This window comes from Zhongshania sp. (genome assembly GCF_029212375.1).
GTDB lineage: Bacteria > Pseudomonadota > Gammaproteobacteria > Pseudomonadales > Spongiibacteraceae > Spongiibacter.
The window spans coordinates 1-13,514 of record NZ_JARGNU010000015.1; the positions used below are offsets into that span (position 1 = coordinate 1).

14 protein-coding genes are annotated in these 13,514 nt (G+C 48.6%); 8 read left to right on the forward strand and 6 right to left on the reverse strand.

The features are described from left to right. The first annotated feature begins 200 nt into the window (after nucleotides 1-200). Nucleotides 201-1,055 carry a DMT family transporter gene (locus tag P1U47_RS14220; RefSeq protein ID WP_301029825.1) on the forward strand — a complete coding sequence of 285 codons (855 nt, stop codon included), beginning with the start codon at nucleotides 201-203 and terminating at the stop codon, nucleotides 1,053-1,055. An 83-nt stretch (nucleotides 1,056-1,138) separates the two neighbouring features. After that, nucleotides 1,139-1,585, forward strand: coding sequence for a potassium channel family protein (locus P1U47_RS14225; RefSeq protein WP_301029826.1), 447 nt, complete (start codon nucleotides 1,139-1,141; stop codon nucleotides 1,583-1,585). Nucleotides 1,586-1,617: 32 nt separating this feature from the next. On the opposite strand, the gene P1U47_RS14230 is transcribed toward P1U47_RS14225, so the two are convergent. Continuing rightward, entirely contained in the window at nucleotides 1,618-3,339 is a 1,722-nt protein-coding gene (locus P1U47_RS14230; protein WP_301029827.1) for a Na/Pi symporter, read from the reverse strand. Between the two features lie 163 nt (nucleotides 3,340-3,502). Between P1U47_RS14230 and P1U47_RS14235 the strand changes: the two genes are divergently transcribed. Both P1U47_RS14235 and P1U47_RS14240 read left to right on the forward strand, forming a co-directional pair. Beyond that, nucleotides 3,503-4,594, forward strand: coding sequence for a CNNM domain-containing protein (locus P1U47_RS14235; RefSeq protein WP_301029828.1), 1,092 nt, complete (start codon nucleotides 3,503-3,505; stop codon nucleotides 4,592-4,594). A gap of 86 nt (nucleotides 4,595-4,680) precedes the next feature. Further along, entirely contained in the window at nucleotides 4,681-5,322 is a 642-nt protein-coding gene (locus tag P1U47_RS14240; protein ID WP_301029830.1) for a DUF2959 domain-containing protein, read from the forward strand. A gap of 231 nt (nucleotides 5,323-5,553) precedes the next feature. On the opposite strand, the gene P1U47_RS14245 is transcribed toward P1U47_RS14240, so the two are convergent. From P1U47_RS14245 to P1U47_RS14255, 3 genes are all read right to left on the reverse strand, one after another. Next, nucleotides 5,554-5,775, reverse strand: a complete 222-nt coding sequence (locus tag P1U47_RS14245) for a penicillin-binding protein (protein WP_301029832.1) — start codon at nucleotides 5,773-5,775, stop codon at nucleotides 5,554-5,556. A 108-nt stretch (nucleotides 5,776-5,883) separates the two neighbouring features. Then, on the reverse strand, nucleotides 5,884-6,420 hold the full coding sequence (locus P1U47_RS14250) for a hypothetical protein (protein ID WP_301029834.1): 537 nt from the start codon (nucleotides 6,418-6,420) through the stop codon (nucleotides 5,884-5,886). Between the two features lie 409 nt (nucleotides 6,421-6,829). Continuing rightward, entirely contained in the window at nucleotides 6,830-8,188 is a 1,359-nt protein-coding gene (locus P1U47_RS14255; protein WP_301029836.1) for a hypothetical protein, read from the reverse strand. Nucleotides 8,189-9,183: 995 nt separating this feature from the next. Between P1U47_RS14255 and P1U47_RS14260 the strand changes: the two genes are divergently transcribed. The 4 genes from P1U47_RS14260 (at nucleotide 9,184) to P1U47_RS14275 (ending at nucleotide 12,152) form a co-directional block, all read left to right on the forward strand. Next, entirely contained in the window at nucleotides 9,184-10,014 is an 831-nt protein-coding gene (locus P1U47_RS14260) for a hypothetical protein (RefSeq protein ID WP_301029837.1), read from the forward strand. A 94-nt stretch (nucleotides 10,015-10,108) separates the two neighbouring features. Continuing rightward, nucleotides 10,109-10,723 (forward strand): LemA family protein, encoded by a 615-nt coding sequence (locus P1U47_RS14265; protein ID WP_301029839.1) that lies wholly within the window; start codon nucleotides 10,109-10,111, stop codon nucleotides 10,721-10,723. Beyond that, the gene (locus P1U47_RS14270) at nucleotides 10,723-11,463 is read left to right on the forward strand and encodes a YgcG family protein (protein ID WP_301029841.1); all 741 of its coding nucleotides are present in this window, start codon (nucleotides 10,723-10,725) and stop codon (nucleotides 11,461-11,463) included. The genes P1U47_RS14265 and P1U47_RS14270 overlap by 1 nt, the downstream gene beginning before the upstream one ends. A gap of 59 nt (nucleotides 11,464-11,522) precedes the next feature. Beyond that, nucleotides 11,523-12,152, forward strand: coding sequence for a TPM domain-containing protein (locus P1U47_RS14275; protein WP_301029842.1), 630 nt, complete (start codon nucleotides 11,523-11,525; stop codon nucleotides 12,150-12,152). Between the two features lie 15 nt (nucleotides 12,153-12,167). Here the strand turns inward: P1U47_RS14275 and P1U47_RS14280 are convergent, their stop codons facing one another. Together P1U47_RS14280 and P1U47_RS14285 are read right to left on the reverse strand one after the other, a co-directional pair. Then, nucleotides 12,168-12,422: a YkgJ family cysteine cluster protein gene (locus tag P1U47_RS14280; protein ID WP_301029844.1), complete on the reverse strand. Its 255-nt coding sequence runs from the start codon at nucleotides 12,420-12,422 to the stop codon at nucleotides 12,168-12,170. 157 nt (nucleotides 12,423-12,579) lie between these two features. After that, nucleotides 12,580-13,485, reverse strand: coding sequence for a DMT family transporter (locus P1U47_RS14285; RefSeq protein ID WP_301029846.1), 906 nt, complete (start codon nucleotides 13,483-13,485; stop codon nucleotides 12,580-12,582). Nucleotides 13,486-13,514: the final 29 nt, after the last annotated feature.

Sequence of the window (13,514 nt, forward strand, 5' to 3'; positions counted from 1 at the left end):
ATGAGATACCGGATCAAGTCCGGTATGACGTATACGAATTAGTCATTCTGAACTTAATTCAGAATCCAATACCACTAAACCCATTCATTGCCGCCGCACTGTAAATTGACGTAAGAATTTAGGCATCTCTCGCGGTGAATTCAGTAAACTGTTGGTCTGGCGCGAGCTGAGACGCCCACCCCCACTCAATGGAGTACACCATGTCGCGCCTGCGTTTAGCGTTCCTTACCGCAATGGCCATGCTGGTATTTGCGGCTAATTCACTGCTGTGCCGCGAGGCGCTGGCTAAGGGGCATATCGACGCGTCTAGTTTCACCTTGGTGCGAGTCGGTTCAGGCGCGCTGGTACTCGGCGTGCTATTGCTCATCAAGCTTCGCCGCTACTCGCTTGGCGGCAGTTGGTTGGCAGCCGCGGCCTTGTTTGGCTACGCGGCGGGCTTCTCTTTTGCCTATGTGAGCCTAAGCGCAGGAACCGGCGCCCTGATATTATTTGGTGCAGTTCAAGTAACCATGATTGGCTTTGGCTTATGGCGCGGTGAACGCCTTAGTGGCCTCCAAATTATTGGCGGTATTGCCGCCAGCGGTGGACTCGTTTGGCTGATGCTACCAGGTATTAAAGCACCATCGTTGCTAGGCGCGCTTATTATGTTTGGCGCTGGCATTTGCTGGGGAGTGTATTCACTGTTGGGTCGGCGTGCTCAGGAGCCAACAATTGCGACCGCCGGTAATTTCATGCGTGCGGTCCCTTTTGCCGTTATCTTGTTTTTACTTACCGAAAACGCTGCGCCGGTTACTGGACTTGGCGTTGCCTACGCGGCCGCATCTGGCGCATTGGCGTCTGGACTGGGTTATGCTTTGTGGTATGCCGTGTTGCCCACCCTGCCAGCAACGCGCGCCGCCACACTACAATTAAGTGTGCCAATACTGGCCGCCTGCGGTGGAATGGTATTTTTAGACGAGGTGATAACGCTGCGCTTTGGCTTTGCCGCAATGGCGGTATTGGGTGGCATAGCACTTTTTATTGCGAGCAAACAGCAGACACAAAGTGAGCCATAATATTAGCGCAGCTATACAACTACCTTATGGTTTATAGGTAAATACGATTTGGGCTACTAACAGCCAATGCTGGGTAATTTAATATGATCTATGTTTTTTTAATAAATACGATTGTTGTCGCAACGTCGGTCGTTGTGCATTACGAGTTCCTTTATCGCATTACGCTTTATATTCCTAAAATGAAAATAAAACATCGCTATAGAATAGTATTTGGCGTTTTTGGCGCATTAATCGCACACGCGCTTGAAATTTGGATTTTTGCGGTTACCTATTATTTTATGAATCACACGGCTGGATGGGGAAGCTTAGAAGGCAATTTTAACGGCTCGTTAATGGATTGCGGCTATTTTTCATTCACGGTGTTCACCACCTTGGGGTTTGGTGATATTCAACCAAATGGTAGTTTGCGGTATTTAACCGGCATTGAGTCGCTCACTGGCTTGGTGCTCATCACATGGACAGCCTCATTTTTATACGTTGAAATGCAACGATACTGGGGTTCTGATAAAAACATGTCAAAACGCCAATAATAAGCAAGGCGCACGAGCTGTCCCCGCTTATTTTATACCGGCATTTGCTCAACGGCTTCGTCTTGGCTGTTTTCTTCTGTCTCGGCATTTTTTTCTTGCTCGGCCGTTTCGGAATCAGAATTTCCAGAATCTCGATTGCGGGCATCAATTTCTATACGCGATAATATTTTGACGGCTTTATACCATTGCTCGTTGAGCTGTTTAATCTCGGTAATAAAGTCGATGGCATTGCTCATTTGCTCCAAACTAATTAAGCCTCGGGTACCAGTACTCAACAGGTTTTGTTTTAATACATCGCGCTCACTTTTAAGTGTGTGGTAATTGTTTTCGAGTTTTTCAAAATAGAGTTCTGAGTCGGCACTGATCGCAGAGTTGAGAAAATCTCGGGATTTATCGCGATACGTCTCAACCTCTTGTTCAAGGGTAAAGTTCGGTAAGCGGCCAAGCTTAGTTCGGGTTTCTAGCGTAGTACCCAGCACCACTGCACAGCTCATAAAATATTGGTCTACACGCATTAAATCGGACAATTGGTGGGTAACCTCTTCGCTTAATGAGGCGCGCTCTAAATTAACAATAAAATTTGAAATGACGTTTGACAGTTGATGAACGGCATTAATTTTTTGCTCAAGATCGTGATTAGATATTTCAGTATCAAGGGTTTGCTTAGCCGCGTCGCCAATATGAGTTGCCGCCCGCTGCAATTCCAGAATTAGCGCATTTACTGCCAGCATTGGCGCCGCTGCGGTGGTTTTGTCAAGGTATCTTGGCTTGGCTAATGATTCGCCAACCGTCACAAAACGCTTTTCTAAAAATCGTACAAATACGTTGTTAAACGGCAGTACCAACAGCACACCAAGGCAGTTAAATACGGTGTGAAATAGCGCCAATGAAACGCCAATATTAGGCGCGAGCTTCATCATATCGCGCGCCGTTTCAACGGCGTAAAACAATACCGGTAATAACAACACCGCAACAATGGCCGTAGCAATATTAAATATTACTTGAGCCGTCGCCAGCCGTTTAGCATTAGGGGTAGCGCCAATCGACGCCAATACCGCGGTAGACGTAGTACCAACATTGGCGCCAATTACCATTGCCGCCGCCGCGTAAATACCAATCATATTGGCGGATGCCGCAGATATTGTGATGGCAATCGCCGCACTAGAGGATTGGGTAAGAATGGTCATCACGATACCAATAAGCAAATAGCCGGCAACTTCGGCATTACCCGCTAGCGTTATGGTGGCTAAGTCGAAATTCGCTACAATGCCTTCAAATGCCTGTTGGAGTGTTGAAATGCCGAGAAAAAACAGACCAAAACCAACCAGTGCGCGACCAACACCTAAACGCCGACCTTTGCTTTTGGCCAGCATAATAAATGCGCCAATACCAATAGCAGGTAGCGCAAACGCATGAACATCGAGTTTAAAACCGACTATCGCAACCAGCCACGCGGTCATGGTGGTACCAATATTGGCGCCATAAATAATGCCCAAGGCCTGGCGCATTTTAATTAGCTCGGCGTTCACAAAACCCAATGACGCAACCGTAACCGCGCTGGAAGATTGCACAATCGCGGTCATTAGCACGCCAGAAAACACGCCACGCATAAGCGTGTTAGTCCAGTTGCTTAACAATCGGCGCAGCGAATGACCCGCGGCAAGGGTAAGGCCATCGGTCATAAGCTCCATCGCAACAAGGAACAAACCCAAGCCGCCCAGTAGGGTGGCAACAACGGTATAGCTTTCTGACATAATTCTGACCCTTTAAATACCCCAAACTAGGCTACGCCATTTTATCTTAGCTGATTTTTTTAAAGTGGGTGTTGCGCTAAATCAACTAGACTGTGTCTAGGCAGTACTTGACTTTACCCCTCGCCAATGCGGCAATCGGGTTTTATATTTGCGCCGGTTTAACATGATTTTATTACTGATCTATATTGGCATTGCTTTGGTCGTGTCTTTTTTGTGCTCTGTATTAGAGGCGGTGCTGTTAAGTGTAACGCCCTCGTACATTGCCGCAGAAGAGCGCCGTGGCCACCGCAATGGTCGTCTGTGGCGCGGCTATAAGACCGATATCGACCGGCCTCTTGCGGCGATACTGAGCTTAAATACCATTGCCCACACCGTAGGCGCCGCAGGGGCTGGCGCCCAAGCAACCGCCTTATTTGGCGAGGTTTATTTCGGCATTATCTCTGCCGTTTTAACCCTGCTCATTTTGGTTATCTCTGAGATCATTCCTAAAACCCTAGGCGCCCTATTCTGGCGTAAATTAGCACCACTGTGTGCAGTAATACTGCGCACAGTGGTGTGGTCTATGTTCCCACTGGTGGTGATGGCCAAAGGTATAACTCAGCTGATGGCACGTGGCGAAGCTGCCCACTCGATTAGCCGCGAAGAATTTGTTGCGCTCGCCGAAGTTGCCGTTAGCGAGGGCATTTTGGATCAAGAAGAGGCCAATGCGGTAACCAGCTTAATTCGCTTCCGCTCCCTGCAAGCCCGCGACGTAATGACCCCGCGCCTAGTTATTTTTAGCCTAGCAGAAGACGCCTGCGTAAATACCGTAGTTAACAGCAATAGCGCCATTCTGTTTTCACGAATCCCAATCTATGCGGGCGATGCCGACAATATCACCGGCTATATTCGCAAAGACGAACTAATGCAGGCAATGAGCCAAAGCCCAAACGCGCCACTGAGCCGCTTGCGCCGAGAATTGCTGGTGGTACCCGAGACCCTGCCAACACCGGATCTGCTGCAAAACTTAATTGAGACCCGAGTGCAAATGGCGCTGGTGATTAACGAATACGGCAGTGTGATGGGTTTAGTCACCGTAGAGGATCTGATTGAAACCATGCTCGGCATGCAAATTGTTGATGAAACCGACACCACCGAAAATATGCAGATCCTCGCTAGGGAGTTATGGGCCAAGCGCGCGCGGCGTTTAGGGGTATTTGACGACGAAAAAATCACTGCGGCGGCGGGCTCAAATACTGCGGCATCGGGTACTTAGGGGGCTGTTTGATCTCGCTAAATTTGCCGCCCCCCAGCATGCAGGCTACCATTAAGCCCTATACCAATAATGCCACAGGACACCTCATGCGCCTTTTAATGCTGCTACTCGCCACCACCGCCATGATCTCAATTGGCGGCTGTGAATCCACCTATTACAACGCCATGGAGAAAGTGGGTGTTCACAAACGTGATATTTTGGTCGACCGCGTTGGCGAAGCCAAAGAAGCCCAAGAAGACGCCCAAGAACAATTTAAAGACGCACTGAGTGAATTCAGGTCGGTGGTGAGCTTTGACGGCGGCAATTTAGAGAGTCATTACAACCGCCTAAACAGCGAGTTTGAAGACAGCGAAGCCGCCGCCAAAGAAGTAACCGAGCGAATTAACAAGGTAGAGTCGGTAGCCGAGGCCTTGTTTGACGAATGGCAGGACGAACTAGGGCTTTACACCAATGCCCGCCTGCGCAGCGACAGTGCCAATAAGCTGCAAGCCACCAAACGCCAGTACGCGGCACTTATTAAGTCGATGCGCCGCGCCGAAAAAAGCATAGACCCCGTACTTAATGCCCTGCGAGACAATCTGCTGTATCTCAAACACAACTTAAATGCCTCGGCGATTGGCGCCCTTAAAGGCGAGCTGGCGGGAATCGACCGCGATGTGCAGCAGTTGATTGGCGCGATGGAAAAAGCCATTAAAGAATCTGATGCGTTTATTAAGCAATTAAAGTAGGCGCGGGACGGAAACGGTAAACGCTTAAATTCGGCGGTAGCCACCCGTTAACGGATCGACATTCGGCCGAGGCAGATAAACCGACGAAAGCAGCGAATGCCAGCGCGTATTTTTAAACCCCAACATCAGCCGAATTTTTTTCGCGTAAGGTGAATTCTCATAGCGGTGCAGAATAATTGACTCGCTCGTTCTTCCGCTCGATTGCTTAATGAATAGACGGCTACTCGCAAATTAATAAGTAGAGTTAGGCGTATTCTCAGGGTTTATTTCGCCATAAACCTCATCAGGGTCAACGTCATTAATCAGTAAAATTTCTCTCACTGTTTCAACGTGATCTAATACCTTTTGGTAGCCATCACCATACTCATATTTAGTAACTTCAATGGCTTTTGGCATATAGGTAAACGCGATTTTTAATGCGTTTAAAGCAGATGGGCTTAGTTTTTCGGTCATTTTAATGCTCAGTATCTAATGGTTGGTATCCAGAGCGCTGCTAGTATGCGCGGCCTTGTAGTGGAGGTGAAGCCGCAACGAAAAAAGTTGTCGCAGTGACTAGCCTTGTTATAGATCGATCTCGTCCTTAGCGTGGAAGCAGTCTGCAAATTTATCAAATGATTCGTAAACATCTTTGGTTAACCGAGGTTGGCCGGTTAGTATTGATGCAAACACAGCTGTTAATCCATTTACACCATTTGATGCTTTAAGAGCCTGTTCTAGTATTTGAATGGGGTAGCCTTTGCTATGGCGGTCAATCGCGTGCAGACCGCCATGCACATAGGAACTTAATGGCTTCCAAGAATATTGCTTAAACTCTAGGATGGGATCAATAGCATTTTGGGGAGCTTTCTTTTCAAGCTGCCTAATCATTTCACTCAACATGGGGAGCTTGTTGGCTAGTTTTTGGTTCTCTTCGTTTAATTCAGCCGTTAGCTTAGCCAATGCTGTTTCAGAAGCAGCATAAAGAACCCACATACCACGTACCAAACACTCAAATTGAAGGCGAAGTAAACCTATCGCTGAAGTGAAATTCCTTGAGGCTAATAAAATCTTAAAGCTCTCTGCATGCTCTAAAGATACACTGCACATGACCTTACTCACTCTGATCCTGTCAGAATTTTCATAAAGAGGCTGCTTGAGAATATGCAATACATAGTCTTCAAACTCTGAGGATCTTATAAGCAACTTGTCGATGATGAATCCCCTTAAGTTTTAATAGTAAAAGGGGTCAGAGCCCCTTTACTCCGCCAAAATATAGGTTCTCGAGAATGACCTCGCTGAACTATATGAACAGGTACACTCGGTAAATAATAGCGTGGCTTTCTAGGCATCGTTTCTTCCCTGAAACAACTTCGACAAAATCAGACTAGCAAAGCGTCAATGCGCAGTCATCCCAGCCGATCAAAAAGGGCTCTGACCCCTTTCAAGTGCCCCCTTTAAGTAAGGAAGAAGGGCTCTGACCCCTTTAATTCTAATTATTGCCAATCCTTGTTGAGCCACTTGCTAGGCTTTATTTTATTAGAGCGGAAGGTACTGTCGGTAAACCGCACCACTCAGCCACCTTATTGTACTTAGCAGCTAATTCACTAAAGATCTCCCAACCTGATTCTGCTTTTTTTATTGCGGAATTGAGTTCGCTACCATTTGCAACTACTTTGTCGATTAGCCTCTTAAACTTACTCATAGCCGGCGACCGCCTTACAGATTCGGGGTCATTATCAGTTTCAATAGCAGCCAAGGAACCTTCAAGTTCCTTTAGAGCAAAATAAGCATCGTTTGAGCTAGGTAGTTCTTCCATTAGCTCGTTGACATGGCTCAAAGCTGCGGCAATATCTTGGTTAATTGTTACGCTGTTTGAGAGGGTGATTGCAGGCTTAAAATCTATCACCACTTGATGCTTCTGAGACAGACCATCACCGACAATATTTAGTAGTTTATCTATTCGACCATTTTGCATCCCTATCAAATCCTGTTGCGACTCAAGTCTAAATTTAGCTATCCTAAGTTCATTCCTCAGTTCAAGTATCAGTTTGTCACTTTTTGCAAATTTTTCTGGTGGCTCAGCACCAGTGACGATTAATTCATATTCATGCAGTGCTTTTTCAATTATTTCTGATTTTCCATCTTTTGTTTGAATTACTAAACGAACCTTAAGTCCCTGCTGTTCAATTTTTACCGAAGCATTTTCATCTGGGTACTGCTCTCTGAGGTAAGTCCCGAAGTAGTTGAGGATATCTAAACCTGCTTGATGGTATTCTGGTGGAAATTCGATACATCTATCTATTATGGAGTTGTCTTTTTCAACGTAGGAATCAGACTCTAATTCGAAAACTTCAGGGGAGTTTATGCCCAATTGATTAGAATAACCGATAATTAAAAACGGATATTGATGACTGAGAGGAGCCAGCATTTCTAGCTGACTTAAATTGATTTCAAAAGTCTCTCGCCTCATCCAATGAGTATCGAGCTCCTTCGCAAAATCACGAACAGGAACCAACATAATTGGTATTTTTATCAGTCCATGTTTTACTGCAATAGTACTTTGTTGAAAAAGCCATCGACTTATATGGTCAAAGCTACCAAAAGGAAAAGTTGCACTGAGCCCATTTCTTATTGGCCCCAATCTTCCTATATTTATCCGTTTCCCGTCTGTAGAATAATGAGTTCTATCAATGAGCTCCCAACCCCTATCGTACAAGGCCTTTTCCCAGGCCTCACGCGGATGGCTTCTTCCCGAATCGGATTCTATTTCTACGTTGCCAGCAATAAAATCATCAAGTGCAGACTGAATATCAGACAACTCAATGGAGTAATTCTTACTTACTTCGCCCCAAGCATTTTTATAGCTAATGACTTTATCTATAAACATATAATTCTCAATTTTCCTAAATTCTCAATTCCAATTCTAAGTACGGTAACTAGCGCCCTAGCCTAACAGTTATTATAACGACTCAGCCCATATCACTTTGGCCCCCTTCTCAAAGCTAGCGCTTTTGCAGGGATAAAAAAACATGAGGGAATTCAAGAAGGTGACTGCATCGCTATAAGCGAGTGCAGGACAAACGATGACTACTTCCCTATATCTCTGCCAAACATTCCATTGCCCTGATCATATGCCGTTTTTTATAAATTTCAATGAGTTAATGCGTGGGTACAGCGAGTGCCTGCGAGGGATCGGCAATCTGGCAAGTCGCTAATAGCGGGCTTGATCCAGTGTCCGGTTGGGGGGATATGAATTACTTCGGTGGTATATGGATTCTGAATCAAGTTCAGAATGACGATAGGCGGAGCGCAGAATGACGAGACGGGGAGCGCAGAATGACAGTAGGTGGGTTCAGAAGACGATTTGTGGCGTCCAGAATGGCGATGCGCGGCGCTCAGAATACGGCACATACACTCAAAATAACGGGACGCCAAGAGCGATGGGGCGTAGAGGATTACTGTGCGAGTGAGGTAACCCCAATGTAGGCAAAGCCGTCATGCCGGGCTTGATCCGGCATCTGGTGGGGGCGCTGTATATGACTTTGGTGGTACTGGATTCTGAATCAAGTTCAGAATGACGGGACGGGGAGTTCAGGACGACGATTTGCGACATTCAGAAAAGCGATAAGCGGAGCGCAGAATGACGATACGGGGAGTTCATAATGACGGTAGGTGGGGTTCAGAAGGCGGTAGGTGGGGTTCAGAAGGCGGTAGGTGACGCGCAGATTTACGGCACTTACATTACTGGCCAGCATTGGGGTGACTCGCACTGTGGGTTTTTAGCCACCGCCTGCGCCAAAGCCAATAAATGCCACTCTGCACATATTGTCGAATTTCCATTTAGACCGTATAAAGGCGCACCTCAATTTTCTGTAGTCAATCATGGCTTGGATTTCATTCGATATTTTCCGCACCCTTGGCTTTAACGACACTAAGCAGTTAAAACCTGAGCAAATTTTTAAGCACCGCGACGAGATCAGTGCCGCCGATTGGGTGTTATACCCCGAGTACTGGCAGCTCAATGCCTTGATTTACGGCCTTAAAGCGCGGGTGTTCCCCAGCCAAGCCAGCTATTTGCTGGGCCACAATAAAATTGAGATGAGCCGTGCCTTTGAGATGGTGGCACCGGCCAATACTCCGCACACCGAGATTAGGGCGAATACGCCCAGTAACGCCGATGAGTTGTGGGAGCTTATGCTGCGCCCCTTTGTTGCCAAGCTCCCCAAGGCGTCTCAGGGCAGTGGCGTGTGGTTAATCGAAACTCGCGCCGAGTGGAAAGCCTATCAGGATAAAACCGATGTTTTGTATGTGCAGGAATACTTGCCCATAAACCGCGACATCCGCGTGGTTATTATTGGCGACAAGGTAGTGAGCGCTTACTGGAAATTGCAGTCTGACCAAGGTTTTTACAATAATGTGGCCAAGGGTGGGGTGATCGATCAGAGCCCCGTGCCGGCTCAGGCGGTGAACCTCGCCCTACATTTGGCGCAAACGCTCGACATTGACCACGCCGGTTTTGATATTGCCATGGTTGGCGACCACCCTTATGTGTTTGAGTTTAATCGCCTGTTTGGCAATCAGGGCATAGAGGGTGGCGAGCAAAAGATTCGGGAAGCCATCGTCGACTATTTACTGCGCAAGCAGGAACCAACGGGGCCGAACTTTCCCAAAGCGCCAGCCAATGGCCGAAAGCGTCTGCGCCGCGCGGCCTAATACACTCCCTGCAGAGTTGGGCAAATGGTCCTCTCTGCAGGTGTGCGTCGACAGTGTTACCATGAGGGCTTGTTCGTTCCTTGAGGCCTGAATCATGCAAGCAGCTACATCGTCCTTTGCCCGCCGCAGTCACGCACTGCTTATATTGCTCTTTGCCAGCCTACTACTCAGCGGCTGTGGTATTAACAATATTCCCCGCTTAGACGAAGAGGCCAAAGCCGCTTGGGCGCAGGTTGAAAACCAGTATCAGCGCCGCGCCGATCTTATTCCCAATTTGGTCTCTACCGTGAAAGGCTTTGCCGCGCAGGAGCAAGAAACCCTCACCGCCGTGGTTGAGGCTAGGTCCAAGGCAACCTCGATGCAGGTTGATGCCAGCATTTTAGACAACCCCGAGAAACTTCAGCAGTTTGAGGCGGCCCAAGCCAAACTCAGCGGCGCGCTAAGCCGCTTGATGATGGTTCAGGAGCGCTACCCAGATTTAAAATCCAACCAGAACTTTTTGGCGCTGCAATCTCAGCTTGAAGGTACCGAGAATCGCATTAGCGTTGCCCGCCGCGACTTTATTCTGGCGGTAGGCCGTTACAACACCGAGATTCGTACCTTTCCCGGCAAGATCTGGCACAGCATGATGTACAGCGAGCTAAAAGAGCGCGAGACCTTTAAAGCCACTGCTCCCAAGGCGGAAGAAGCGCCCCAGGTTAACTTTTAATGCGCTTATTCCGAACGCCTTTATTAATCGTATGTAGCCTGCTATTCAGCCTGTCTGCCCTCGCCGCCGAGCCGGAATTTCCCAAGCTTAGCGGCAGGGTGGTAGACAATGCCAAACTGCTGTCTGCCGCCACTGAGCAAGATCTGAATCGACAGCTGGCGGCGCAGGAGCAGCGCACCGGCAATCAGATTGTGGTGGTTACCCTGCCCGACTTACAGGGCTACGAGATTAGCGACTACGGTTTTCAGTTGGGTCGGCATTGGGGCATTGGTCAAAAAGATACCAATAATGGCGCCCTGCTGATTATTGCGATGAAAGAACGCAAGATGCGCATTGAAGTGGGCTATGGCCTTGAGGGCTTACTGACCGATGCCCGCAGCGCCGAAATTATTCAGCAAATTCTGACCCCGGCCTTTAAATCTGGCGATTTTGACGGCGGTGTGAAAGCTGCCGTTGAGGCCATGGTGCTGATTATCGACGGCAAGCCCGCCGCGATTCCTAAAACCCAGCAAGCCAATAAAAAGTCGCCACCAAAACTCGGTGGGCTATTGCTGCTGATTATTATATTTTTGATGATGAGCGGTGGCCGAGGTGGTCGTGGTTTTCTGGGTGGCGCCTTGCTCGGCGCAGCATTAGGTGGTCGCGGTGGCGGCTTTGGCGGCGGCGGTGGTTTTGGAGGTGGCGGCTTCGGCGGTGGCGGCGGCGGTTTTGGTGGCGGTGGTGCATCTGGCGGCTGGTAGCTGCCTGATAAAAGCCCAACACCTAACACCCAGCCCCTTTGCCTATTACGGAATACACTATGTCTCTATTCAATAGCACTTTATTAAATGAGCGTGAGCAGCAGTTACTCAGCGACGCCATCCATAATATAGAAAGCCAAACCGACGCCGAGCTGGTGACGGTTTTGGCCAAGCAGGCCGATGACTACCATTATATTCCGCTGCTGTGGGCGAGCTTGCTGGCCCTATTATTACCAGGCGCGATTAACTACTACCCCGAGTGGCTCAATCCTCACCAGCTTATTTTGAGCCAGTGGGCTTTGTTTATTAGCCTTGCCATGCTGTTTCAAATTCCGGCGCTGCAATACCGCTTGGTGCCGCGTCGCGTTCGCCACTGGCGGGCAAGCAATTTGGCGCGTCGGCAATTTTTGGAGCAAAACCTCCACCACACTTCCGGTGAAACTGGGATGTTGATCTTCGTCTCGCAGGCGGAGCGCTACGTGGAAATTTTGGTTGATCGCGGTATTTCATCGAAAATACCCGACGCCTACTGGCAAGCCATTGTGAAGCAATTTACCGAGCAAGTTCGGGCGGGCAATGTTGGCAAGGGCTTTGTGGAATGCGTTGAAGCCTGCGGCGTTGAGTTACAGCGCCAGCTACCTGCCACCAGCGAAAAAAACGAGCTGCCCAATCACTTGGTTATTTTATAAGTGGCGAGAAAATACTTAGCCAATAGGTTCGCGCTCGTTTAAACACTCATAGGAACCGGTCGCAAATTCCCGACAAATAAAGGGCCGGTTTTCATAGATGGTACAAAGCATGGTGTGGCGGTCTAGCGCCGCGCACCAGCCATCATCTAAACGGGCCATCACTTCTCCCCCCCATTCATCGCGTTTAATAAAACGCTCGGGCACACCGGTCTCGGTAATTAGCATTACTTCTAAGCGGCAGCATGAGGCTCGGCAGGTAGAGCAGCTCACTGCCGGCTCACCCACGTCGGTGGCAATAGGCTGTTCGCGTAGGTTTGCCGCGGAGTGCGCGCTAATATGCGCAGCAAGATCTTTAGTAAGCTCTTTGATATATCGCCTCTCTGGCTTAATTGACGGGCTGAATTAACGCGCTCAGTTTACGAATGCCCTATTGCCCCGCAGCGGATTTTTTAACGCCCTGCTCAGCAAGTAAAATACCACCCACCACCATACATAAAGCAAGAAAATGATAAGTTTTAAACTCTTCGGCCAGTATGACAACGGCCATTACCGAACCAAACACCGGTACCAAATTAATGAATAAATTGGCGCGATTACCGCCGATTAAATCCACGCCGCGCATATATAAGGATTGGGCGATGAGCGAGGGAAATATCGCAATATATAACACCACGCCAAAACCCCGCGCATCCGGCATCAGCGAGTAACCCGCACCATATTCATAAGCGCTAAAGGGCAGCGACGAGATAAACGCAAAAAATGCTAACACCATAATCATGCTGCGCCAATGCAGTGGTGGCCGAAAGCGCAGGGCAACGGTATAGCCGCCATAAAGCAAGGTTGCCAGCAGCATCAAGGCATCGCCGCGATTTAAGTCTAAGCTTAATAAACTGCCTAAGTCGCCGTGGGCCACGGTGATCAATACACCCAGCAAGGTCAAACTAAAACCCAGCATTTGCAGTTTTACCGGCCGCAAACCAAACAAGAGGAAATTGCCCAAAAACACAATCAGCGGCATACCCGACTGCTCAATGGTCACGTTAATGGCGCTGGTGTAATTTAAGGCCCAGTAAAACAGCGCATTAAAGGTGGTGAATCCCAAGGCCCCATATAAAAATAAGGTGAGCCAATGCTGGCGAATGAGCGGCCACTCGCGCAGCGCATCCCGCCATGCAAAAGGGACAATAAATACACAGGCAAACAACCAGCGCAACGACGTGAGCAACATCGGCGACACATGGCCGACCGCTAATTTGCCGGCAACGGCATTGCCACCCCAAAGCAGGGCAACCACGATTAAAAGGATGAAGGGATTGCGAAACAGCGATTTCATTGCCTGCCAAACTAGCCATTATTGAGGCG

Coding starts and splice junctions, on each gene's coding strand:
- P1U47_RS14220 (WP_301029825.1), top strand. CDS start 201: ATGTCGCGCCTGCGTTTAGCGTTCCTTACCGCAATGGCCATGCTGGTA.
- P1U47_RS14225 (WP_301029826.1), top strand. CDS start 1,139: ATGATCTATGTTTTTTTAATAAATACGATTGTTGTCGCAACGTCGGTC.
- P1U47_RS14230 (WP_301029827.1), bottom strand. CDS start 3,339: ATGTCAGAAAGCTATACCGTTGTTGCCACCCTACTGGGCGGCTTGGGT.
- P1U47_RS14235 (WP_301029828.1), top strand. CDS start 3,503: ATGATTTTATTACTGATCTATATTGGCATTGCTTTGGTCGTGTCTTTT.
- P1U47_RS14240 (WP_301029830.1), top strand. CDS start 4,681: ATGCGCCTTTTAATGCTGCTACTCGCCACCACCGCCATGATCTCAATT.
- P1U47_RS14245 (WP_301029832.1), bottom strand. CDS start 5,775: ATGACCGAAAAACTAAGCCCATCTGCTTTAAACGCATTAAAAATCGCG.
- P1U47_RS14255 (WP_301029836.1), bottom strand. CDS start 8,188: ATGTTTATAGATAAAGTCATTAGCTATAAAAATGCTTGGGGCGAAGTA.
- P1U47_RS14260 (WP_301029837.1), top strand. CDS start 9,184: ATGGCTTGGATTTCATTCGATATTTTCCGCACCCTTGGCTTTAACGAC.
- P1U47_RS14265 (WP_301029839.1), top strand. CDS start 10,109: ATGCAAGCAGCTACATCGTCCTTTGCCCGCCGCAGTCACGCACTGCTT.
- P1U47_RS14270 (WP_301029841.1), top strand. CDS start 10,723: ATGCGCTTATTCCGAACGCCTTTATTAATCGTATGTAGCCTGCTATTC.
- P1U47_RS14275 (WP_301029842.1), top strand. CDS start 11,523: ATGTCTCTATTCAATAGCACTTTATTAAATGAGCGTGAGCAGCAGTTA.
- P1U47_RS14285 (WP_301029846.1), bottom strand. CDS start 13,485: ATGAAATCGCTGTTTCGCAATCCCTTCATCCTTTTAATCGTGGTTGCC.